This window comes from Streptococcus troglodytae, from assembly GCF_002355215.1.
Classification (GTDB): domain Bacteria; phylum Bacillota; class Bacilli; order Lactobacillales; family Streptococcaceae; genus Streptococcus; species Streptococcus troglodytae.
The window spans coordinates 1,689,890-1,712,839 of sequence record NZ_AP014612.1; the positions used below are offsets into that span (position 1 = coordinate 1,689,890).

The following is a 22,950-nucleotide window of genomic DNA, read 5'->3' on the forward strand; positions in this document are numbered from 1 at the left end:
GGTTTTTATCAACCATTAAAAAAGGCTAGAATATCGTTCACAAAACGACTTTCAAGCCTTTTCTTTTCTAGTTGTCTTTTTTACTTACCTCTATTGACCTTCATAAACTTTTGTACCTGCTAAATAAGTTGCTCGTAAGTTCATCTCTTTATCCAACACGATAAAATCTGCCAGATACTCTTCTTTTATTTGGCCGCAAACATCATCTATACCAACAGATATAGCTGGAATAAGACTTGCCATCATGATAGCCTTATCTTTAGAGACAAGACCCCAATCAACAACATTTTTGACACCATCTTTCAATTGCAAAATAGACCCCGCTAAGGCATCATTTGATTTCAATCGGGCAGTGCCATTTTCAACAGTAACAGGATATTCTCCCAACATGTAGTCCCCATCAGGCTGACCGCCAGCTGCCATACAATCTGTAATCAAAACCACATGATCAGGTCGCTTTTGATGTAGAAGAATGTCACAAGCACGAGGATGCACATGGTAACCATCACAAATCAATTCGGCATAAGTATTAGGAATGTCATAAACGGCTCCGACCATGCCCGGTTCACGATGATTGAGCCCTCTCATACCATTATAGGCATGCACCCAAACAGAGGCACCAGCTTCAACTGCCTCAACAGCTTCCTCATAGGTCGCATCAGAATGGCCTAAAGCCACAACAACCCCTCGCTTGCATGCATAAGAGATAAATTCAGCTGTTCCTTCACGCTCAGGTGCAAGGGCAATCTTCTTTAAGAGTCCCTTGGAACTTGCTAACCACTGATCCAATTCACTCGTTGAGGGATTTCGCATATAAGAAGGATTTTGCGCCCCTTTGTACTTTTTAGTGAAATAAGGACCTTCAAAGAAAAGGCCTTGAATGCGAGCACCCGTTTCCTTACCTGCAAAATTGGCTGTCGTTTGACAAACTTCATTAAGCGTTTCAAAGGAAGCTGTTAATCCTGTTGGGAAAAAGCTGGTCACACCAGCTGAGAGCAATTCTCGACTCATTGTCGCTAAGGATTCTTCTCTATTGTCCATCACATCGGCTCCTGCAAAACCATGAATATGTGTGTCAACAAGTCCAGGCGCAATTTCATATCCTGAATAATCAAGCACTTGAGCACCTTCTGGAACAGTGCTCAGCCATTTTCCAAAAGAATCATCAACTAGTTCCAAATAACCACCCAATTTTGTTTCATAAGGATAATAAAACTTATCTGCTTTAATGTATATCGTCACTTTACACCTCCATATTGTTACTTTCATTATACTCTTATTAATAACAGTTGTAAATGGTATATACCAAATTTCTTTTTTAGGCCATCAGCAAAGCTTCATACCAAGCAAATTAATTTCTGCTCTCTTCAAAAAACTATTGAAGAAGTCGATTATCATAGGCATATTAATACCTGTATAATATAGCTTTCCAGCAATAATTTAAAACGATAAGATGTGCTGTCCATTACACCTGCTAATCAATATGATCCTTCTCATGATTAAATAAGGCTAAAAATTCCATTTTAAAATCCTTAGTTTCTTTTGATGCTGTCTAGCTTCTCATAATCAACAATAAAAAAATCAAGAGAAGTTACTCTTGATTGAGAATGTAGAAAAAGTTTTCTTTTGAGACTTTCCTTAGTGATACGGACGGTAGTGATGAGGAAACTTTCGTTTCCTTATGTCCCAACCTAAACTAAGATACAAAGGGCGTTAAGCGGACAAGAGCAAAATAGGAAACTAACCGACGACGCTTGCGTCTAGGATATGTTTATCTTTTTGCAGCCGTCCGCAGCCCGTGTTCAGTTAAATCAAGATACAAAGGGCGTTAAGCGGATAAAGGCAAAATAGGGCGTACGACGCGGAATCATTAAAATTCTAGGAGGACTCATCTTTTTGCCACAATCCGCAGCCCGTGTTCAGTTAGAATTTGATACCATGGTCTCAAATCTTCCGAGTGCCTGAAACGTTAAAGTTTCAGGCACTTTTATCACGGCGGAAAATTTCGTTTAGAGCTCGCTTCGCTCGCAAATAAGGAAAATTAAAATTGAAATTGAAATTTGCAGAGCTTAAAAATTTTTTACGCTGAAAAATAGATTTGTCTTCAGTCTGAAGCAAGAGAAATTACTCTTGATTTTTATGGCGCTCAGATAAGGCCTGATTAATTTTTTGTGTCTTTAAATAAATATCCAATCGGACAAATCCCCAAATAATGATATAAATAAGGATGAAATCAATCCAAAATCTAGGTGAAATCAAAATATCACTCCAGCCATTATAAATCATCATGGCAGACACCAGACCAAGAGTCACCCAAAAATGAATGATTAGAAGCTTTAAAAAAGAGAAGCGTTCACTTTCAAAAATCAGACTAATAACACCAATACAAGCACTCATGATAAGAATACTGACAATATTGCTTTTAGAAACGGGTGACTTTTGAACATTAAAGAGCAGAACAAGCAAGTAGACTAAGCCGCCTGTACGGATTCCTGAAAGTATGCTACTAACAATTGTTTTCATCTTTCTTTCCTTTCTAAATACCCAGCTGAGTCATTAAATCCTTAACATATTTGCGACTGACGCTTGATTTGATATTGTTGCTCAACTTTGCCATCATGTTACCCGAAAAACTGTCTGACAGAGATTCCAGATGATCAAGATTAATCAGGGCATGTTTGGAAATTTGAATGAAATTCGTCTTGCTTAAACGATTTGAAAAATGAACCAAGGTTTCAGTCGTGGTAAACACCCCAGTTAAAGTATAAATTTTAAGTGTCGTCTGATTTACATCAGCTAAAACAATGTCATCTAACTTCAGCATCACAATCTTATCCATACTTTTGATGGGAATGGCATTACTGGATACCATTTGATAATTGTCAATATAATCCAACAAATGTTGAATGGCAGGCGTTTTTTCTGCTGCCTTGACCAAAACAAGGGGAGTATCAGTTGAGATTTGTGAATCCTCTTCAAATTGACTTTTTACCACCTAATCTTCCTCTCTAAACAGGGGCTCGGTATTTTCGCAAAGCATTCTGCAAACAAAAGATGAGAACACCAGCCACTAAGATACCTATCACTATATAGTAAGTAGTTGTATTTGTCAATAAACCTTGCCAATTCAAGCGGATGCCCATCATTTTTTCAAAATGCTCTCTAGCACTTGTCTGACTAAAATTATCTTTCAGAGCATCTGACATTAAGGTTTGTCTAAATAAAGAGGCAATATAGGCACCCGGTGTCCATTTCATAATGGTCTGAGCGGTATCTGGCAAAGCACCGATCGGAACGTAGGTACCTACAAGGAAACCAGAAGCAGCGCCAAAAATAGTTGCCAATTTTCCAAGATTATCAACGGATTGAATACGATTCACGATCAGAGCATTAATGATGGTTGAAATCAGTGTATTTAAAATCATAATGAAGATAAGCTGAGGCAAAATGGTCCAAGACAGAGACACCTTGTCCGAAAAATAGAAATAAGTTCCCATAATCGTCAACATAATAGCCTGCATGATAAAACCAACAAGAGCAGCGCTGATAATATAACTTAAAGAAAGAGGCCAATAACCCAAGTCTGTAATTAATAAGTCTTGACGGACATGACTTTCTTTGTCTTTTGTCCACTGTGAAAGACTGGATAAGGTTGTTGTAATCCCCGTAATAGCCAAGGTTCCACCAATAAGCCATGTATCTAAGAGTTGATTGGTATTGTCAATTTGAGACCAAGAAGATTCAATATTATCCTTTAGAAATACTAAATAAAGAATAAAAGAAATCAGAGCACCCAGTAGTGAGAAAATAACACCACTGCGATTACGGAAATAGAGCAAACAATTGCGTTTAACCAAAGCTAACATTTAACGTACCTCCCGTCCAGTTAAGGCTATAAAAGCATCATCCATTGTGCCAGAGCGAAATTCAAAATTATCAATCAAATCACGACAATCATTAATAATATCTAAAGCCGATTGAGCTGTTTCAGGTTTTAAAATGATTTCTCCTTCATTGACCTTTTCAATCAAGGAATCATCTCTTAGATAATCAAGCAAAGGATCAACATTTCCTGCTTGTAGCTTGAGAATATTTTTAGCATATTTTTTCTTGATGTGATCAGCTGTTCCCTCAGCAATAATGTGACCGTGATCAACAATATAAACCTGATCAGCACTGTCTGCTTCATCCAGATAATGTGTTGTCAGAACAACCGTCATTTTTTGTTTTTCTTGAAGCAAATTCAGCAAGTCCCAAATAGCTTCTCTCGTTTGAATATCAAGACCTGTTGTCGGCTCATCCAAAAAGAGAATGTCTGGATTATTTAGCAGAGCACGCGCGATATCAACACGCCGTTTTTGTCCTCCTGACAAACTGCCATACTGTTGATGACTAAAATTGGTCAGACCCAATTGTTCAATCAGCTCTTCAACTTTCTCGGGAGCAACTTCTTTATACTGACGGGCACGAATTTGTAAATTTTCCTTAACCGTTAACATTTCATCTAAGACACTGTTTTGGAAAACAACACCGATTTTAATTTCTTGAGCATAATGAACACTCCCTGAATCAGGCTGTAATAACCCAATCAGCATTTGAATGGTAGAGGATTTACCAGCACCGTTAGGACCAAGGATAGCCGTAAAACTTCCTTTTGCAATTTCTAAGTTAATATGGTTGACAGCAATATGTTGACCATAAGTTTTAGTCAGACCTTGTGTTTTTAGTATCATCATAAATTTCCTTTCTTAAGTTATCTGACCCTAGTCTATCAAAAGCCCAAATAGAAATCTCGACTTTTTAGATAAGAGGTCAAAATGACTAGATAAGACGTTCTATCAGGAAAACGAAATACTCTCTACTTTGATTCTTTTTGGCAAATCTTGCTAAGCTTGGCTTTCCCTCTGCTTTCTATTATAATAAGATTGCTAGCGACTTCCTTCGCTTTTTCATTTTTTACAATCAGAAATGGTAAATTTAATGAATTCTTCCAATTGCAATGCTTTTTTCAGCCCTCGGTGCTTTTTGCCTCGCTTATTCTTCTTTTACCAAAGATAAACAGCACATGCTACTTTGGCAAATCAGCGACTATATTTTTACGATTATTGCTAATCTTTTACTGGGTGGCTATACAGGCGCCCTAACCATTAGTGTTTCCATCGTCAGAAATGCACTGATTCTTAAGAAAAAGAATACAAAAGTTATTACCATCTGTTTAGTTCTCATTCAGATTGCTTTAGGTACTTATGTGAACAACTTGGGCTTAGTCGGTTACTTGCCCATTATTTCTTCTGTCTCTTACACTTTGACGACCTTTTTAACATCCAAATTGCAATTTTTGCGCTGGTTGATTATTGAAAACATGTCTCTCTGGTTCATTTATGACCTAACTATCAAAGCCTACCCTGCTGTTTGCATGGATATTTTTATCATTCTCTCAACACTGCTGGCTCTCTATAGGCATCAAAAAAAAGCAGGACATTCCTTGTGAGTTGACCTTGTCCTACTTTTCATTTTTGATACAATCAATCCGGAAACTTTTGCAGATTTTAAGCTTTCTTACCTTTAGGGATAAGACCATTAGCTTTCATTTTTAAATAGATGCGTTTCCCTGTGTGTCAGATAGATTGAGAATTTATTTCTCCCCAATAAGTAAGAAGCTGAGATAAACTTTCATTTTTCATCATTTGTCACTTATTTAAGACATACTTGGCAATAGCTTGAGCGACACCAGCATCATCATTAGAACCAGTCACAAGGTCTGCTGCAGCCTTAACTTCTGGGCTGGCATTTCCCATAGCCACACTAAAGCCTGCTGCTTTAAGCATTTCAAGATCATTAAGTGCATCTCCTATTGCCATGATATCTGTTCTTGCAATATTCAATTTTTGGGCTAATTCTTTCAAACCAGTAGCTTTTGTAATGCCTTGGGGCATCACTTCAAAAATGTAAGGTTGACTTCTGACAGTAGCAAATTTTCCTGCTAATTTGCCCTCAAACTTTTGCTGAAAAGCATCTAAGCGATCGCTCTCACCTAAATACATAGCCTGAAAGATTGGTTTAGCAGCATACTTTATATCATTTAAGCCCACAGCCTGAGCTCGCGTAAAGACCAGACTCGCATCATAAGCTACTAATTCTGATACTTGATCAGCCAAAACCAGATAATCCCTATCAGCAGTCAATGTTAAATCGATTTCAGGATAACCCTCAAGCAAATCATACAAATAAGAGACGCCATTAAAGTTTAAATCATGATAAGTCAGCAACTGCCAATCTCCATTAATGGTGTGAAGAGAGCAGCCATTATTTAAAATCGCATATTCTTGTTCAGCAGCCAAACCTAATTGTTCAAAGTAAGGCTCGACACCAGTCTGCATACGGCCTGTGCAAAGCACAATTTTATAGCCAAAACGAGCTGCTTCTTGAATCACAGCAATATTTTCTTGCGGGATTTCTTTTTGACTATTCAAAAGCGTGCCATCCATATCAATAGCAATCAGTTTAACCATAATCATATAACCTTTTCTAAAACATTCCACTATCTAGTGTATCACAAATCAAGGAAACTGGCACAGCAAGTTATTGTAATTCTGTATATTCTACAATAATTGAAACAGGTAACGATGACAATGCTATAAATTCATTTTACAGCAGAAAAAAGCTGATTTCCCAGTCTTTTCCCTCTTTATGAGCATCTAGCATCTGATAAGATGCAATGAAATAACTGTGACTTTACAGTTTTTAAGGTGTATGGAGCCTACTTAAATTTCTGCTCCCAATTCATAATTGGTTCCCTTCAGTGCTCGTTTAAGAGACCACTTGCTTGGATTTCCTGTAATCGTGACTTCTTTTTTATCAAGGTCAACTTTGACATCATCGACTTTCTTTAATTCTGAAAAGCGTTTGGTGACATTGTCAGCGCAGCCTTGGCATTTTAAACCATCGATATGATATATTTTTTCCATGATAATTTCTCCTTTATAATTTTACAACTTTAAGACGCAGAGCATTTAGAACAACAGAAACAGAGCTAAAGCTCATGGCTAAACCAGCAATCATTGGATCCAGCAAAGGTCCGCCAAAGAGATAAAGTACTCCCATAGCAATAGGAACTGACAGAACATTATAAATAAATGCCCAGAAAAGATTTTCTTTAATATTAATAATAGTAGCACGACTAATTTTCAGCGCCTTAATAATATCAAGCATTGCAGGTTTCATCAAGACAATATCCGCGGACTCCATGGCAATATCTGTTCCAGAGCCCATGGAAATGCCAATATCTGCTGTCGCAAGTGCCGGAGCGTCATTAATACCGTCTCCAACCATGGCAACTTTCTTGCTTTCCGCCTGCAAATCAAGAATGGCCTGCGTTTTTTCCTGCGGCAAAACTTGACTGATAACAGAAACAATCCCCACTTCTTTGGCAATAGCCTGCGCCGTTTCTTCATTATCACCCGTCAGCATGACCACTTCAATCCCCATATCCTGCAAGGCTTTAACTGTTGCGGCACTATCATTCTTGACCTTATCCGCAATCGTAATCAGTCCTAACAGTTGACCATCACTGGCAACAAAAATGGGGGTTTGTCCTTTAGCTGTTGCTGCCTTAAAATCTGTTTTAGCCTGTTCTAGAGAGATATTTTCTTGACGCATCAATTTTTCATTCCCAACAAGCACGGTTTCATCAGCAAGGCGGCCCTTCAGCCCTAATCCTGTTAGAGAAGTAAAGTCTTCCACTGCAAGTAAATGAGTCCCTTCTTTTTTAGCATAATCAACAATGGCCTGACTAAGGGGATGTTCAGATAATGCTTCTAAGGAAGCTGTCACTTGTACTAAATCAGTTCGATCATGATAAGAAAATTGATGAACAACTTCTGGTTTACCTTGAGTAATGGTGCCTGTTTTATCGAAAACAACCGTATTAATCTGATGTGCCAATTCCAAGACATCACCACGTTTATAAAGGATACCATTTTCAGCAGCACGGCCTGTACCAACCATAATAGCCGTTGGCGTTGCAAGACCCAAAGCACAAGGGCAGGCAATGACAAGAACAGCGACACTGATTGTCATTGAAAAGGTAAAATCTTGTCCCATGACAAAATACCAGAAGAAACCAGTCAAAATGGCAATCGTTATAATAACAGGTACAAAGACAGCAGATACCTTATCAGCAATCTTGGCAATGGGTGCCTTGGTTTGCTGAGCGTCCTCAACTAATTTAATAATTTGTGAAAGCAAGGTTTCATTGCCAACTTTTTCAGCCTCAAAAGTCAGACTTCCCTGACCATTAATTGACCCAGCATAAACAGGGCTATCCGTCTTTTTTTCAATAGGAATAGATTCCCCTGTTAACATTGATTCATCAATAGCAGAATGCCCTGACAGGACTCGACCATCCACAGGAATTTTTTCACCGGGCTTGACTAAAATTTGATCTCCAATTTGCACTTGCTCAATAGGAACCTTAATTTCCTCGCCATCACGTATCAGAGTAGCCTCTTTGGCTGACAAATGCATTAATTTTTTAATCGCATCTGAGGTTCGACCTTTCGATAGGGTTTCAAAGTATTTCCCTAAAGTAATGAGAGTCAAAATAACAGCTACCGACTCATAATAGAGATGGTGAGCATGATGTGCATGTCCCAAGTAAACATGGTAAGTGCCATAAAGACTGTAAAGAAAGGCGGCTGTTGTTGCTAAAGCCACTAATGAGTCCATATTAGGATGACCCTTAAAAAGCGATCTAAAGCCATTATCATAGAAGCTCCAACTTAACACGATAACCGGAATTGTCAAAAGAAACAAAACCGTCGCATAAGTGAGTGGAGCACTACTTGGTGCTAAAAAGTTAGGTAAAGGCAGACTAACCATACTTCCCATAGCAATATAAAAGAGGGGAATGGTAAAAATAGAAGTCCACAAAAGACGTTTTTTAATACCCGCTAACTTATGTTCTTCACGATCCCCCTGACTTTCAGCCGTCGTTGGGTCATAAACTTTAGCGCCATAGCCTGCATCAGCAACTGCCTTAGTAACATCTGCTTCACTAACCTTAGCGGAATCGTAATCTATCGTCATTTTTTCAGTTGTCAAATTGACTACTGCATTTTCAATCCCGTCTAATTTTTTGACAGCATTTTCAACATTGATGGCACAAGAAGCACAGGTCATGCCATCTATCAAAAATACTTCTTCACTCATTTTGATATCACCTCCAAATGTTCATGGCAAGAACATTGCCCGACAATACAATTACACTTAACTTCAGGCACAGCATTTGCTTTTTTGGACAATAGCAGAGCTTCCAATTTTTCAATATCAGACAAAGTCATTGGTGTTTCTTCAATTAAATGTCTAATCAAAGCTTGATGCTTCGTGACACAAATGCGAGAGAAAACTTCCGACACTTGCTGCTCTAGTGCCTTTCTTTCTGAAATCAAACTAGAATAAATGTATTTTCTTCCTTGACGCTGACTGGTCAAGTAGCCTTTTTCTGATAAACGCGTAATTAAGGTTTTAATCGTTGAAGCGGACCAGCGATAAGTCCGACTTAAGATAGTAATAATTTCACTGCTGCTGGTTATCTGCTTAGCCCAGACAACACGCATTACTTCCCATTCCGCATTTGAAATAGTTGTCATTTGAGCTCCTTTCGTTGACATTTGTAGATATATTGTAAGCCCTTTGTCTACATTTGTCAATGAAAACTGATTTTTAATTTTTTGACAAAATATAACTCTACTTATCAGCTTTTTAAAAGAGCAAAAAAAGAGGCGAGAAACCTTAGTTTCTGCCTCTTCACTCAAACAATGAGCAGTCTTTCATAATACTCTTTCAAAATGTGCCGTCCTCATTAGCTCTTATTATTCTTGTTAATTTTAAACCATAAAACCAACAAACCTAACAGACCTAGTAAATTAATGCTATAAATGATTGGCGAGAGCCCCTTAAAAAGATTTTTTACTGCCATAAATAATAAGAATAATAAAGGCAGGCTTCCGATCAATAAGGATCTTCTATTTTTCATGTTCAACAAAAAGTAGCAGCACCTACAGCTGCTCCAGACCAGTTTCCTAAAGCCGTTCCAGATACTGTACCAACGACTGGGAGAGTAACTGTACCAGCTCCCATACCTCCTACAAAACCTAAACCTGCAGAACCAGCTGTGTCAAGTGCACATCTAATCATACCGCCACCTTCAACAGTTGAAAGTGCTTCATTATCCATTACGTTAAATTGTTCAAATGCTTGTGTATTCATAGGATAAATACCCCTTTTCCATTTTTAGTTTTTTGTCTGGCTGCGCAACCGGCATCTTTAGTATAACAATTTATTTTTCAAAATGGGGTGAAATATCCTAAACGGTAGCTATTTTGTCCTAAACGGTTAAAAATGACGTTATAATGCCTGTAATAATAGTCAATAAAAATCAAAAATAGATTTCACCTCCTCACATCGCAACTGCCTACAAACATACTAGATCACGACAAGATCAAAAAAGTCAAAAGGCTTGGGAGTCCTTCTAAAATGGAGATGGACGCAGATAAGCTGATATCGTCAGCACAATAACCTATTATTCTGGTTTTTAAAGAATACAGAACAGGCCTACTTCGAAAATAATAGTTGTTTGGTTGATGGAAAAAAGCCTTCATTGGACTTATAATCCTAACGAAGGCTTGATACCTATTTTCGTACTTTTGCAGCGACTAACAAGCAAACAGAAGAAACTTTTTTGTTTACTTAATTTCTTTTTTCTAAATCCCGCAGCATTTGGTCAATCTTATTACCATACTCAATAGATTCATCTTTGATAAAAGTTAAATCGGGAATTTTATACATGGTCAAATTTTTTCCAAGTTCACGTTTGATAGTCCCCTTAGCCTTTTCAAGACCTATTTGAACTTTCTGATTATCAGAAGCAAGGTCACTCATGATAGTATAGTAAACCTTTGCCAGAGATAAATCACCCAACATTTGAACATCAGTAATAGTGACACCTTGAACACGTGGGTCACGTACCTTCTTTTGCAAGATCTCATTAACTTCGCGCTTAATTTCCATACCAACACGATCAATACGATGATTAGGCATTATCTTTTCCTTTCTTTTCTTTTAGTTTTACAATTTTCTTTTTTCACCACAACAAAAAATATCTTATAAAGGCTCACTTGGTTCGCTCATCTTTTGAAAAAAGCTAGGCCAGATGACCTAGCTTTATTGTTTCTGTTTGAATTTCAAAAGAAATCATATGACGTTAATCCAAGGCAACACGACAACTATTGTACTTGCGTATACCTAGAAGTGTTAACAAAGGAGTAACTAAATATTATTATCTCTTAATTTCTTCCATGATGTAAGCTTCAATAGTATCATCAACTTTGATGTCATTATAATTTTCAATCATGAGACCGCCTTCTTGACCATTACCAACCTCTTTAACATCATCTTTATAATGTTTCAGACTAGCGAGCTTACCGTCAAAGACAACCACACCATCACGAATAACACGAGCACTTGAATCACGCGTAATTTTACCATTTGTTACCATGAAGCCGCCAATAGTTCCCACTTTAGAAACTTTGAAGGTCTCACGAATAAGCGCTTCACCAATAATTTGTTCTTCAAATTCTGGATCAAGCATACCCTTCATGGCATCTTCTACTTCTTCAATTACCTTATAAATAATAGAATGCAAACGAATTTCAACTTCATCTGCTTCGGCTTGCTGACGGGCCTGTGGGGTTGGACGAACATTGAAACCAATGATAACAGCATTAGAAGCTTCTGCCAAGGTGATGTCTGATTCATTGATGGCACCAACAGCTGAGTGGACCACATTAACCTTTACACCTTCAACGTCAATCTTCAAAAGAGAGGCCCCAAGAGCTTCAACGGAACCTTGCACATCTGCTTTGATAATAACATTAACAGATTTAACTTCACCGGCTTTGAGCGTATCAAAGAGATTGTCAAGACTGACACGATGAGTCAATTGACGTTGTTTCAGCAGAGCACGTTTAGCTCTTTCTTCTCCAGCAGCGCGCGCGGCCTTTTCATCTTCATAAACGGCGAAATGGTCACCTGCCATTGGGGCTTCATTCAAACCAGTGATAGAGACTGGCGTTGATGGAGCAGCAACCTTAACACGACGTCCAAGGTCATTAGTCATAGCACGCACACGTCCAAAGGTGTTCCCAACAACGATTGGATCTTGAACATGCAGCGTTCCCTGTTGTACTAAAAGCGTCGCTACTGCACCTTTTCCTTTATCAAGGCGAGCTTCAATAACCGTACCAATAGCACGAACAGTTGGGTCAGCTTTCAGTTCTTGGATTTCTGCTACTAGAAGAACAGTTTCTAAAAGTTCTTCAATATTTTGACCGAATTTAGCTGAAATTTCAACAAATTCAGAATCGCCACCCCAAGCAGTTGAAATAACGCCATACTCAGCTAACTCACCGATGACACGTTCTGGATTGGCGCCCGGCTTATCAATTTTATTAATAGCAACAATAATTGGAACATCAGCAGCTTTGGAGTGGTTAATAGCTTCAATCGTTTGTGGCATAACACCATCATCAGCAGCTACAATAAGAATGGTAATATCAGTTACCGAAGCGCCGCGTGCCCGCATACTTGTGAAGGCTGCATGTCCGGGTGTATCAAGGAAAGTAATTTTCTTACCAGCTTCTTCAATTTGATAGGCCCCAATATGTTGAGTAATTCCTCCAGCTTCACCTGTCGCTATACGGGAGTTGCGCAATGTATCAAGCAATGTTGTCTTACCATGGTCCACATGCCCCATAATCGTTACAACGGGTGCACGTTCAACCATATTTTCCGGATTAAGATAATCATCTTCAACGAAGAAACGTTCAATATCAGCTGTATCAACTTCCACTTTTTGATGTGCTTCAATGCCATAATCAACCATGAGGAGTTCAATCGTATCAGCATCCAAAGATTGGTTTTGAGTTGCCATAACTCCCATCATAAAGAGTTTTTTTACAATTTCAGCAGGCTCACGCTTAATTCGTTTCGCAATTTCAGCAACCGTCATACCTTCCGTATACTCAAATTCTTTTGGTAGTTCATGGAATTTGCGTTCAGTTACAGGTTTCGGACTGGCATTATGATTACGGTTATTTTTAGATTTTTTATTTTTCTTATTCCAATTACTATTTTTTTGATTTCTCACTTGATTTTGTTTATTCCGATTTTTCTTATGTTTACTTTGTTTTGGTCCGTCTTCATTCTCATGTGAAAAATCACGTGATTTATCTGGGCGAGCCTGTTTTTTGCGACGTGTATCTACAGCTGCCGGACGTGTCACTTGTTCAACTGTCTGAGGCTGAGCTTGTGGCGCCGCAGTTACTGCAGCTTCAACCGGCTGCTGCTCTTTCTGATTTAGCTTCTTAGCTTTTTCTTTAGCTTGAGCGGCTTGACGTTTCGCTTCTTGAGCTTCATGAAAACGTGTTTCACTCTGACGCGAATATTCCGCATTTTGTTCTGCTTTTAAGGCTGCAGCACGTGCTTTGAAATCAAAACGCGGGCCTGTCGGCTGGGATTTTGACGCTTCTTGTCGATTTTGAAAATGATTACGATTATCGCGACGATTGTCTTTTTGACGATTGCGATTATTGCGGTTATCATTACGACGATCTTGAGATCCATGATTACGATTGTCTTTTTGGCGATTGTCCTGCCCTTTATTTTGGTTTCGACGATCACTATTATTTTGACGACGTTCAGCCTCTGCTTTGGCGCGCGCTTCTCGTTCTGCTTTAAAATTACGATTTTGCGGTCTTGGACGCCCCGCAGGCTTTGTAGCTGCTTTAGGATCTGCTGCAACAGATCCTTCTTGTGCTTTAGCTTCTTTCTCAACTTTAGAAGTTGGAGTAACAGCTTTAGGTTCCACAGAGGCAGTAAAACTTTCTACTATACGTTTAGCATCACTTTCTTCCACACTTGAAGCATGGCTTTTAACTTCTAGGCCCAATGATTTTGCCTTTTCAACAATTTCTTTACTTTCTTTGCCAATTTCCTTGGCAATTTCGTATAATCTTTTCTTCGACAAATCTTGTCCTCCTATTCTTTTTATTCCATAAAGGTCCTCATTTTCTTTGAAAATCCAGTATCCGCAATAGCAAGAACTTTTCTGTTTCTGCCAATAGCGGTACTTAATTCCAGTGCTGAAAACACTGTGGAGACTTCTATATTATAATAGTTACTTTTATCCGTTACTTTTTTAGTCAGATTAGATCCAGCATCCTTGGCTAAAAAGATGAGTTGTGCCTGTCCAGTTTGAATAGCTTTAACAACTAATTCTTCACCTGAAATAACACGTCCTGCTCTCTGGGCCAAACCTAATAAGTTTGATAACTTTTTAAAATTATTCAAGACCTAACTCTCTTCTTTTAACCTTATGATCAACAAAAGCAATTAATTCATCATAAAAGCTTTCAGGAATTTCCATAGAAAAACTGCGATTAAAGACCCTTCTTTTTTTAGCTTCCAAAGCTTCTTCGTTAGCAAGTTTAATGTAAGCTCCTCGCCCATTTTTCTTACCAGTAGGATCAATAAAAACTTCACCCTCCTTGGTTTTAACAATCCGAAGCAAATCACGTTTATCAATAATTTCACCTGAAACAAGAGATTTTCTTAAAGGTATTTTTCTTGTCTTTGCCATCAAACACCTCTGACTTTCTATTTTGCATCTTCTGCTGCAAATTCTTGAGAGCGTTCAGAAACTTCCTCAGCAGGAGCTTCTTCATAAGCAGCCTCTTGGGCTTCATCTTGTGCTGCCCACTCAGCTTCCATTTCTTCAAATTCACTAGCAGACTTAATATCAATACGATAGCCAGTCAAATGAGCGGCTAAACGGACATTTTGACCACGGCGGCCAATAGCAAGTGACAGCTTATTGTCTGGTACAACAACTGTTGCATGTTTGTCATCTTCTTCATCAAAGAGAACTTGATCAACCTCAGCAGGAGCAACAGCATTATAAATGAATTCTGCTGGATCATCAACCCACTCAATAACATCAATATTCTCTTCCATTGGAACCCAAAGTCCAGTTTTTTGATTAAAGCGTTTAGGATGGAATTTACTGGTCACTTTCTTAATGTTGGCACCTTTGCGGCCAACTATAGTTCCAATAGCATCAACATTAGGATTATGACTGCGAACCGCAACCTTCGTTCGATCACCAGCTTCACGTGCCACGCTCATAATTTCAACAGTGCCATCAAAAACTTCAGGAATTTCTTGTTCCATAATACGCTTGATAAATTCAGGATGACTGCGACTAACGAAGACATTGACGCCCTTAGGATTGTTTTCTACTTTATAAACATAAACTTCAATGCGATCATGAGAAGCAAACGTTTCACCCGGAACTTGATCCTGACGTGACAGCTGCGCTTCTATCGTTCCTAAATTAACATAGATAAAGCGATTATCAAAACGCTCAACAGTTCCTGTCATGATTTCTCTTTCATGCTCTTTGTACTCATTAAAAGTGACTTCACGCATTTGACGGCGCATTTTTTCCATGATCGTTTGTTTAGCTGACTGGGCAGCCACACGACCAAATTCTTTCGGAGACTCTTCAAAACGAATTTTGTCTCCAAGTTCATAGGCTGTGCTGATCGCAAGAGCATCCTTCAAGCTGATTTCAAGGCGGCTGTCAAAAACTTCTTCAACAACTTCACGAACAGTAAAAACTTGAAAGTCTCCTGACTTTTCGTCAAATTCAATCTCAGCACTTTCCGCCTGTCCATAGCGACGTTTATAAGCTGACTTTAATGATTCCTTAACCGCATCAATAATATCATCTTTGTTAATGTGTTTTTCCTCTTCCAAAATACGGAAAGCTTCTAGCATTTCTTGGCTCATAGTTGTTTTTCTTTGCCTTGCAAAGATCTTCCTTTCTAAAGTTTTACAGCAAGACGGGCTTTGGCAACCATCTTATAGGGGATAGTAACAGTTTTCTGGTGTGTCTTGTCTAAATAAGTCATTGTTAGTGTTTCACCATCAAAGGAAATCAAATCACCTTCAAAAACTTTGACCTTATCAATAGCTTGATAAAGACTGACATTGATGTAATGACCAACAGCATCCTTTAAACTCTGGGCAGTTTTTAAAGGGCGTTCTAGACCAGGACTTGAAATTTCCAACATGTATTGTTCTGGAAATGGATCAGGCTTTATAGTATCAAGCAAAGGACTGATAATATCCGTCAAATCAGCTGTATCTTCAATCGTAATCCCTTCGGGTTTATCAATTAAAATACTGAGTACATAGTTTCCACCTAATTTTTCATACTCAATATCAATCAATTCAAAAGGTTTTGGAATGGCAGGTGCGACTACTGGCCTGACAATATCAACAAGCGTTGCGATAGTGTTTTCCCTCCTTACACACATAAGGAGCGAAGTCACAACTTCGCTCCTTTCTGTATTATTTTTCTTATTATAGCATAAATAAGGAAAAAAGCAAGGCTAAGCGTTAATTTATGCTAATTATCAAAGGAGAGGAGGGGATTCGAACCCCCGAGCCCCGTTAAGGACTACACGCTTTCCAAGCGTGCGCACTCGGCCACTATGCGACCTCTCCATATAAACTGAACAAGTGTTCAGTTATATTGGTAACTGTGAACAGATATCTCCTATTCCCCAAAAAATTTTTTATCTCTTAAAATCGTGCTTCAACACGATAGATAACTTGACCTTTTTGAGAAAATTTTTCTTCATATTCTGTCATAACGTTATTTTCATAATCGCTAGCATGCAAGTCTAACCAGACCTGCTCTAAAATCATACCATATTGTGAGAAACTTGCCAAGCTGTATTCAAAAAGTCCACGATTATCTGTTTTAAAATGAATTTCACCCTTTTCTGGCAAAATTTTCTTATAAGTATCAAGAAAACTTTTATAAGTCAAGCGGCGTTTTTCATGCCGTCTTTTAGGCCAAGGATCACTGAAATTTAAATAAAGGCGTTCAACCTCACTATCTGCAAAATAATGCGTCAAACTAGAACCATCCGCCAACATTAATTTGACATTGGGAAGCTGACTGTCTAGAACTTTATCCAAAGCATGGCTAAGAACAGAAACCTGAATATCAATCCCTATGTAATTAATCTGAGGATTTTTTGCAGCCATTCCTGTAATAAAACGACCCTTGCCACTGCCAACTTCAATATGAATAGGATGATCGTTGCCAAAAACTTCCTGCCAATGCCCCTTGACTTCTTCTGGTTTTAAAATAACATATTGAGGATTGCTTTCCAGATGCTCTTTAGCGCCTTTGCGTCTTCTAACTCTCATACTCCCCTTCTAAAAGGATTCTCTAAATTTGCGTAATTCATAGATTTCCTGATTGACATTTTCCATGTCTCGATTTTCATAATATTTTAAAATCTGTGATAAATAAGACAGTTGCCCGTACCATTTTATCTTTTGAAAAACCTTAGTATTTTGCTTATAACCATAATAGCTCAGCCATTCTGCCCAGCGCGTATGCGGAATATAATGGCTTAAAATATGAGCTACATCATACATGCGATCTGTCACTCGAACAGAATCCCAATCTACTAAATAAACCAAACCACTGGTTGTAATCACCCAGTTGCTGTGTCTGACATCTCCATGAACAATAGTTGCATAGTCCTTTTTGAAATCAGGTAAATTGCGCTTCATTTCAGCAACAACTGATTGCAAATAGGCATTTTCTGAAATTTGGTAAGGCGCGCTGCGTTCCCACGCTAAAAGCAAATCTAAAGGAGCTTCAACTTTATAATTTAATTGAAGCAATTGATTAACCAAAGGTTTCGACTTATGCATTTGCAACAAAACCTGTATAATTTGCTTACTATTCATATCGGCTCTGGTTAAAAGCCTGCCATCCAGCCATTCCTGAGCACTCATCATATCGCCATTACCTAAGCGTTTTGCCCATAAAAGCTGAGGGGCAATCTGCTCCTTAGCCAAGGCAGCTAAGATGGGAGTGGTATTGATCTTAACAAAAATCTTATCACCATTTGGATAAGTTCCGATATAAGCTTGACCACTTTTGCCCTTTAAAGGCGTTAAGGTTAAATCTTTATCTGATTGTGCCAAACTTTCTCCCTCCTTTTCATCTCAAATCACTAGTCTTATTTTACTGTTTTAAACAGCTTAGTCAATCATCTTCTTTATTTTGTAAGGCAGGTAAACTTCATTGAGACAAAGCATAGCCAAAAGTAAAATAATTGTCTTTTGCCATGAAAAGCTAAAACAAAATTCAACAGCCGTTAGAAAATATAGAATAACACGCAATAACTGTTTCAAATTAGTCTTCTTCTTCGCTTTTGAAATGGGAAAAAGGGCTGTTAAATATTGATAATCATAATGTTTATAAAGAGCTAACAATTGAAAAAGCAAGAGGTAATTAAAAAGAAGCGCTAAACCTGCTGACATTAAAGGATTAGCAATAAAAAGAAGGCTTAACAAACCCAAAAGGCCCAAACGCAAGGCCAGTCCTAAATAATCGCCACTGCGTAAAAAAGCTCGTAAATAAAGATTAGTCCATGTCTTATGCGAATTTTTCGGTAAAAGTTTTGTCCAAAAATCCAAATAAGCCCGTCGCTTAACGCTGATAGAAATTCCTTTAACATTGGTAAAAAGTGAAAAGAATTTTAAAATCGCCTGCTGCCGCTTTTTCTCTTGATTAAGAGCCTGATCCCAGTTTAATCCCTTTTGCTTTTAAAATGGTCTTACTTTTTTCTCAATGATCAATCCCTTTAAAAAGAGCAAAAAAAGGAGCAAAAAAAGAAAAGAAAAAAGTGTCAGTCCCAAACGTAAAAAAAGAGGTGCCAAAATAAGAAGCAAGAGTGTCTGCCAAATTCCCCAAAAGAAAAGAGTGCGTCTTTTAGCCTTTTGGATTAAAACAACAATATCCTTTTCCCTTACCAAAAGAAATTGCTGATCCGCTGGTTCCAAATAAGTCGCGATATTTCCCCAAAATAGCAAGGCTAAAACCACTAGAGCTAATACAAGAATGATGGGCCAATGGTTAGCCGGAAAATGTTTTAACAGCTGACTATACTGTACCATAAGAAACCCTAGTAAAAAAATCAATACTAAAACAAAATGATCATTAAAAACATAGCGAAGGTATCGACTGCATTGATTGAGAAAATGGAACCGTCTTTTCGTAAAAATTGCTTTCATAATCAATCCTCTTTAGTCAAAGTCATATAGATATCGTTAAGGTTGGCTTGTGCATTTCCAAAAGTCATTCGTAAATCAGCGAGACTTCCTTGAGCTCGGATTTGTCCATGATGTAAAATAACAAAGCGATCACACATCTTTTCAGCAGAATCGAGAACATGCGTTGACATCAAAATGGATTTTCCTTTAGCTTTTTCTGCTGCCAAAAGCTGAGTCAGATCTGAAATGGCAACAGGATCCAATCCCAAAAAAGGTTCATCAACAATAAAAAGACTGGGATCAATGAGAAATGCACAGATAATCATGACCTTTTGCTTCATTCCCTTTGAAAAATGAATGGGAAACCAATCCAGTTTATCTTCTAATCTAAAAAGTTCCAGCAGTTTTTGCGCACGCGCCAAAGCTGCTTCCACTTTAATATCATAAGCCATGGCTATCATTTCCAAGTGCTCTTTTAAGGTTAATTCCTCATAAAGACTAGGTGTTTCTGGAATAAACCCAATTTTCTTTCGATAAGCCATCTCTTGATCAGCAAGCGTCAACCCATCAATACTGATTTTGCCTTCATAAGGTTGCAAAAGTCCAATAATTTCATTGATAGTTGTTGATTTTCCTGCACCATTGAGACCGATAAGACCGACCAATTCACCATCAGCAACCTCAAAACTGATATTTTTCAAGACAGGAATGTTGACGTAACCGCCGGTCAAATTTTCTATTTTTAACATGACGTTTCTTTCTAACTTTGATATACTATATTATAACAAAAACAAGCTAAGTAGGTGATTTTTTTATGAACGATTGTCTTTTTTGTAAAATTGTAGCTGGTGACATTCCCTCATCAAAAGTTTATGAGGATGAGGATGTCCTAGCCTTTCTTGATATTTCTCAAGCTACCAAGGGGCACACTCTTGTTATTCCCAAAGAGCATGTTAGAAATGCCCTTGAGATGACTCAAACACAAGCGGCCAATCTCTTTGCACGCATTCCAAAAATCGCACGCGCCTTGCAAAAGGCAACCAAGGCCAATGGCCTCAATATCATCAATAATAACGAAGAAACCGCCGGTCAAACCGTCTTTCATGCCCATGTGCATTTGGTCCCTCGCTTTGCCGATTCTGATGAATTTGACATTCATTTTGTCCAACATGAACCTGACTTTATCCGTCTTGGACAATTAGCTAAAGATATTCAAAAGGAGATTGAAGCATGAAACTTAAAACGTTCATTCTTTCAAGCCTTCTTGGAGCCGGTCTTTACCAGATGTATTACAAACGCGAAGATATCAAGACTTCTTTCAAGGAAAGCAAAACACATTATGACAAAGCTAAATTAGATCTTAATAGCATTAAAGAAAATTTAGCGATAATAAAGCAGCAAAAAGAAAAGATACAAGCTATCAATCAAGATTTAACTTATAAAATCCGTGTCTTTCAAAAAGAAAGTCAGTCTCACATGGACGAAATTCAAAAAATAGTTGCTAAATATCACCAAGAAGACTAGACTGAAAAGGAGAGCCTTAGAGAAACTTGGAAAGATATCATTATTATATAAAAAATGGGGTTAAAGTAAGATTTTAATCTCATTTTTTGTAACGTTTAATATCAACTTTATGAACTAAGGTGGAAGGGTATAACTGAAAAGCCATATCCTTCCACCTTAGTTTTATTTTAATTACCAATTCCCGTTCCTGCAGCAGGTTGTTGGTAATTCCCTTGATTATAACTATTTTGTCCAGAATAGTCACTGGAAGAACCAGAACTCGAATTGGAACCATAAGTAGAATTTGAACCCGAGCCATAAGAAGAACCAGAACCATAATCTGAACTTGAGCCAGAATAATTACCGCTGCTATTATAATCTGAGGCACTGGAGCTACTGTCATAAATACTCGTATCGCCTCCATAAAAATTCTCATAAAGGCTAGCCGTTGTTTTCAGATTTTCAGCAGTTGATTTTTTCAGTCCTAATTGTCCTTTAATACGATTTTGGGCTTTCAGCAATTCCTTGCTGGTTACTAGCTGATAAGAACCGCCGTCAATAGTCGTTCCTTCTCCCTTGAGCTGATAGGTCTTAATACTCTTGAGAGCATCGCTGTACCCCAAGAGTTTAGGAATAGTACTGCTGGAAATTTCAATATTGGTCTGCATATTCTTGCTGACAGCTGATAAAATTTTACGATACTTGCTGACACTGTCTAAAGCTAAAATTTTCTTTAAGACCTTGCTGATGACTTCACGTTGACGCTTTTGACGTCCATAGTCTCCATCTGGATCATCATAACGCATTCGCGAATAAACGAGGGCCTGCTCCCCATTGATCTTGTGAGTCCCGGGCTCAACTGATGCTGTGAATTCAGGCTCATGTTCTTCAATTGAAATTGGAAAATCAAAATGATTGGTTACCGTAATACCACCTACAGCATCAACTAACTGAACCAGCCCTTCCATATTAATTTGAACATATTTATCAATCTTAATATCAAGCATATCCTGAACCGTCATAATAGCCATCTTAGCACCTCCAGCAGCATAGGCTGCATTAAGTTTGGCATCATAACCAGTCTGTTCATTAGTTTTAGATCCAGATAATTTAACCAAGATATCCCGTTCTAAACTGGTCATGGTTGTCTTTTTAGTTTTGGGATTAACAGTTACTAAAATCATGGAGTCACTGTTACCTTCCCATTTGGAAGTCCTCTCGGAAGAGCCCGTGTCAACTCCCATTAAGAGGATACTAAAAGGTTTTTCATCAGCAATAACGTCTTTACCTGAACCTGTGCCATAATCTTTAAAAGTTTTTGAAAATTCTCCTAAAGAAAAGTTATAAATACTCGTTGCATAAACTCCCAAAGCGACCACGCTTGTGAGAAATATTGTAACCAGCATAATTAGAATTTTTTTACCAATCTTCATTTGTTTTTCTAATCTATCCGTTTCCCATAAGGTAAACATCAAGAAATACTCCATCTTTTGTTTTTGAGCCGTTCATTCCAAACAGCGTGTCATTTCGCTATGTGCTAAAATCATCACAAGTTCTATCACTTGGCCGGCTAGCTTGGCAACCACACAAATTTCATTGACTGATTGAGCTTTTTTCAATAGAAGCAGCCATTTCTTGAGCAGTCATATGAGGACTGTCTTCATCTCGAATAAAAATCAATCTCTTTAATCGATTTTTCCAAAATTTCTGATAAACTTTTTTTCTGTACCTTTAAAACTGACTTGGCAGATAAGAACTTCCTGCTCAGCCATGCTCAAGTTCTTCAACCAATTGCTGAGAGCGCAGACCATGAGATAATAAGGTAATTTGTCTGCCATCTTCTGTTTTATCTAAACGGACTGTCAAATAATCGCTCAAAAGGCTGTCATCTAAGAGTTCTCCCCACTCAATCACTGTTACACCATCTCCAAAAAGAAAATCATCCAGATCAATAGAGTCAGGATCATCACCAATTCGATAGACATCCAAATGATAAAGCGGCAGCCGTCCCTCATATTCACGAACAATCGTATAGGTTGGACTCTTAATCATCTGCTTAATCCCCAACCCTTTGGCAATTCCTTTTGTCAGAGTGGTTTTTCCAGATCCTAAATCGCCTGTCAGAACAAGAACATCTTGAGCTTGCAGTTTTTGACCAATTTTCTGTCCAAGGGCCATTAGCTGATTTTCATTTTGGCTATAAAACATAAAAGTATTATATCAAAATCTTTTATTACTTCC

The 22,950-nt window shown here is 38.1% G+C and carries 24 protein-coding genes, 1 tRNA gene and 1 pseudogene; 3 read left to right on the top strand and 23 right to left on the bottom strand.

Translation table 11 applies throughout. From position 1 onward, the window contains the following. Positions 1–90 precede the first annotated feature (90 nt). From nagA to SRT_RS08155, 5 genes are all read right to left on the bottom strand, one after another. A complete protein-coding gene (gene nagA, locus SRT_RS08130; RefSeq protein ID WP_285891474.1) occupies positions 91–1,242 on the bottom strand; it encodes an N-acetylglucosamine-6-phosphate deacetylase in 1,152 nt (383 codons plus the stop codon). An 882-nt stretch (positions 1,243–2,124) separates the two neighbouring features. Continuing rightward, positions 2,125–2,523 carry a DUF3021 domain-containing protein gene (locus SRT_RS08140; RefSeq protein WP_128833719.1) on the bottom strand — a complete coding sequence of 133 codons (399 nt, stop codon included), beginning with the start codon at positions 2,521–2,523 and terminating at the stop codon, positions 2,125–2,127. A 13-nt stretch (positions 2,524–2,536) separates the two neighbouring features. Continuing rightward, entirely contained in the window at positions 2,537–2,995 is a 459-nt protein-coding gene (locus tag SRT_RS08145; protein WP_128833720.1) for a LytTR family DNA-binding domain-containing protein, read from the bottom strand. A 13-nt stretch (positions 2,996–3,008) separates the two neighbouring features. After that, on the bottom strand, positions 3,009–3,866 hold the full coding sequence (locus SRT_RS08150; RefSeq protein ID WP_128833721.1) for an ABC transporter permease: 858 nt from the start codon (positions 3,864–3,866) through the stop codon (positions 3,009–3,011). After that, positions 3,867–4,733, bottom strand: coding sequence for an ABC transporter ATP-binding protein (locus SRT_RS08155; RefSeq protein WP_161940074.1), 867 nt, complete (start codon positions 4,731–4,733; stop codon positions 3,867–3,869). Positions 4,734–4,999: 266 nt separating this feature from the next. Here SRT_RS08155 and SRT_RS08160 point away from each other — a divergent pair, with 266 nt between their 5' ends. After that, positions 5,000–5,491, top strand: coding sequence for a YgjV family protein (locus tag SRT_RS08160; protein WP_128833723.1), 492 nt, complete (start codon positions 5,000–5,002; stop codon positions 5,489–5,491). A gap of 199 nt (positions 5,492–5,690) precedes the next feature. Here SRT_RS08160 and SRT_RS08165 read toward each other — a convergent pair whose 3' ends face one another. The 16 genes and pseudogenes from SRT_RS08165 to SRT_RS08240 all read right to left on the bottom strand — a co-directional run bounded on the left by SRT_RS08165 (position 5,691) and on the right by SRT_RS08240 (position 19,955). Further along, entirely contained in the window at positions 5,691–6,512 is an 822-nt protein-coding gene (locus SRT_RS08165) for a Cof-type HAD-IIB family hydrolase (RefSeq protein ID WP_285891475.1), read from the bottom strand. A 252-nt stretch (positions 6,513–6,764) separates the two neighbouring features. Continuing rightward, the gene (gene copZ, locus SRT_RS08170; RefSeq protein ID WP_128833724.1) at positions 6,765–6,968 is read right to left on the bottom strand and encodes a copper chaperone CopZ; all 204 of its coding nucleotides are present in this window, start codon (positions 6,966–6,968) and stop codon (positions 6,765–6,767) included. A gap of 13 nt (positions 6,969–6,981) precedes the next feature. Beyond that, positions 6,982–9,210 (bottom strand): heavy metal translocating P-type ATPase, encoded by a 2,229-nt coding sequence (locus SRT_RS08175; protein WP_128833725.1) that lies wholly within the window; start codon positions 9,208–9,210, stop codon positions 6,982–6,984. Beyond that, positions 9,207–9,650, bottom strand: a complete 444-nt coding sequence (locus SRT_RS08180) for a CopY/TcrY family copper transport repressor (RefSeq protein WP_128833726.1) — start codon at positions 9,648–9,650, stop codon at positions 9,207–9,209. The genes SRT_RS08175 and SRT_RS08180 overlap by 4 nt, the downstream gene beginning before the upstream one ends. Positions 9,651–10,038: 388 nt before the next feature. Then, a complete protein-coding gene (locus SRT_RS08185; protein WP_128833727.1) occupies positions 10,039–10,269 on the bottom strand; it encodes a bacteriocin class II family protein in 231 nt (76 codons plus the stop codon). A 480-nt stretch (positions 10,270–10,749) separates the two neighbouring features. Next, positions 10,750–11,100, bottom strand: coding sequence for a 30S ribosome-binding factor RbfA (gene rbfA, locus SRT_RS08190; protein WP_128833728.1), 351 nt, complete (start codon positions 11,098–11,100; stop codon positions 10,750–10,752). Positions 11,101–11,338: 238 nt separating this feature from the next. Then, entirely contained in the window at positions 11,339–14,086 is a 2,748-nt protein-coding gene (gene infB / locus SRT_RS08195; RefSeq protein WP_128833729.1) for a translation initiation factor IF-2, read from the bottom strand. Positions 14,087–14,106: 20 nt separating this feature from the next. Then, entirely contained in the window at positions 14,107–14,409 is a 303-nt protein-coding gene (locus tag SRT_RS08200) for a YlxQ-related RNA-binding protein (protein ID WP_128833730.1), read from the bottom strand. Continuing rightward, entirely contained in the window at positions 14,402–14,698 is a 297-nt protein-coding gene (gene rnpM, locus SRT_RS08205; RefSeq protein ID WP_128833731.1) for an RNase P modulator RnpM, read from the bottom strand. The genes SRT_RS08200 and rnpM overlap by 8 nt, the downstream gene beginning before the upstream one ends. A gap of 17 nt (positions 14,699–14,715) precedes the next feature. Beyond that, positions 14,716–15,909 carry a transcription termination factor NusA gene (nusA, locus tag SRT_RS08210; RefSeq protein WP_128833732.1) on the bottom strand — a complete coding sequence of 398 codons (1,194 nt, stop codon included), beginning with the start codon at positions 15,907–15,909 and terminating at the stop codon, positions 14,716–14,718. 35 nt (positions 15,910–15,944) lie between these two features. After that, the gene (rimP, locus tag SRT_RS08215) at positions 15,945–16,439 is read right to left on the bottom strand and encodes a ribosome maturation factor RimP (RefSeq protein ID WP_128834064.1); all 495 of its coding nucleotides are present in this window, start codon (positions 16,437–16,439) and stop codon (positions 15,945–15,947) included. 103 nt (positions 16,440–16,542) lie between these two features. Then, positions 16,543–16,629, bottom strand: a tRNA-Ser gene (locus SRT_RS08220). A gap of 78 nt (positions 16,630–16,707) precedes the next feature. After that, complete coding sequence (gene trmB, locus SRT_RS08225; RefSeq protein ID WP_128833733.1) at positions 16,708–17,343, bottom strand: tRNA (guanosine(46)-N7)-methyltransferase TrmB; 636 nt, start codon at positions 17,341–17,343, stop codon at positions 16,708–16,710. A gap of 9 nt (positions 17,344–17,352) precedes the next feature. Then, the gene (ccrZ, locus tag SRT_RS08230; RefSeq protein WP_128833734.1) at positions 17,353–18,135 is read right to left on the bottom strand and encodes a cell cycle regulator CcrZ; all 783 of its coding nucleotides are present in this window, start codon (positions 18,133–18,135) and stop codon (positions 17,353–17,355) included. A 57-nt stretch (positions 18,136–18,192) separates the two neighbouring features. After that, positions 18,193–19,227, bottom strand: a pseudogene (locus SRT_RS08235) (ABC transporter permease). A gap of 2 nt (positions 19,228–19,229) precedes the next feature. Continuing rightward, positions 19,230–19,955: an ABC transporter ATP-binding protein gene (locus SRT_RS08240; protein WP_128833735.1), complete on the bottom strand. Its 726-nt coding sequence runs from the start codon at positions 19,953–19,955 to the stop codon at positions 19,230–19,232. Positions 19,956–20,020: 65 nt separating this feature from the next. Between SRT_RS08240 and SRT_RS08245 the strand changes: the two genes are divergently transcribed. Both SRT_RS08245 and SRT_RS08250 read left to right on the top strand, forming a co-directional pair. Beyond that, positions 20,021–20,440 (top strand): HIT family protein, encoded by a 420-nt coding sequence (locus SRT_RS08245; RefSeq protein WP_128833736.1) that lies wholly within the window; start codon positions 20,021–20,023, stop codon positions 20,438–20,440. Beyond that, a complete protein-coding gene (locus tag SRT_RS08250; protein WP_128833737.1) occupies positions 20,437–20,730 on the top strand; it encodes a hypothetical protein in 294 nt (97 codons plus the stop codon). The genes SRT_RS08245 and SRT_RS08250 overlap by 4 nt, the downstream gene beginning before the upstream one ends. Before the next feature lie 167 nt (positions 20,731–20,897). Here the strand turns inward: SRT_RS08250 and lytR are convergent, their stop codons facing one another. After that, a complete protein-coding gene (gene lytR, locus SRT_RS08255) occupies positions 20,898–22,142 on the bottom strand; it encodes a glycopolymer--peptidoglycan transferase LytR (protein WP_128834065.1) in 1,245 nt (414 codons plus the stop codon). 331 nt (positions 22,143–22,473) lie between these two features. Continuing rightward, positions 22,474–22,917, bottom strand: coding sequence for a tRNA (adenosine(37)-N6)-threonylcarbamoyltransferase complex ATPase subunit type 1 TsaE (gene tsaE / locus SRT_RS08260; RefSeq protein WP_128833738.1), 444 nt, complete (start codon positions 22,915–22,917; stop codon positions 22,474–22,476). Positions 22,918–22,950: the final 33 nt, after the last annotated feature.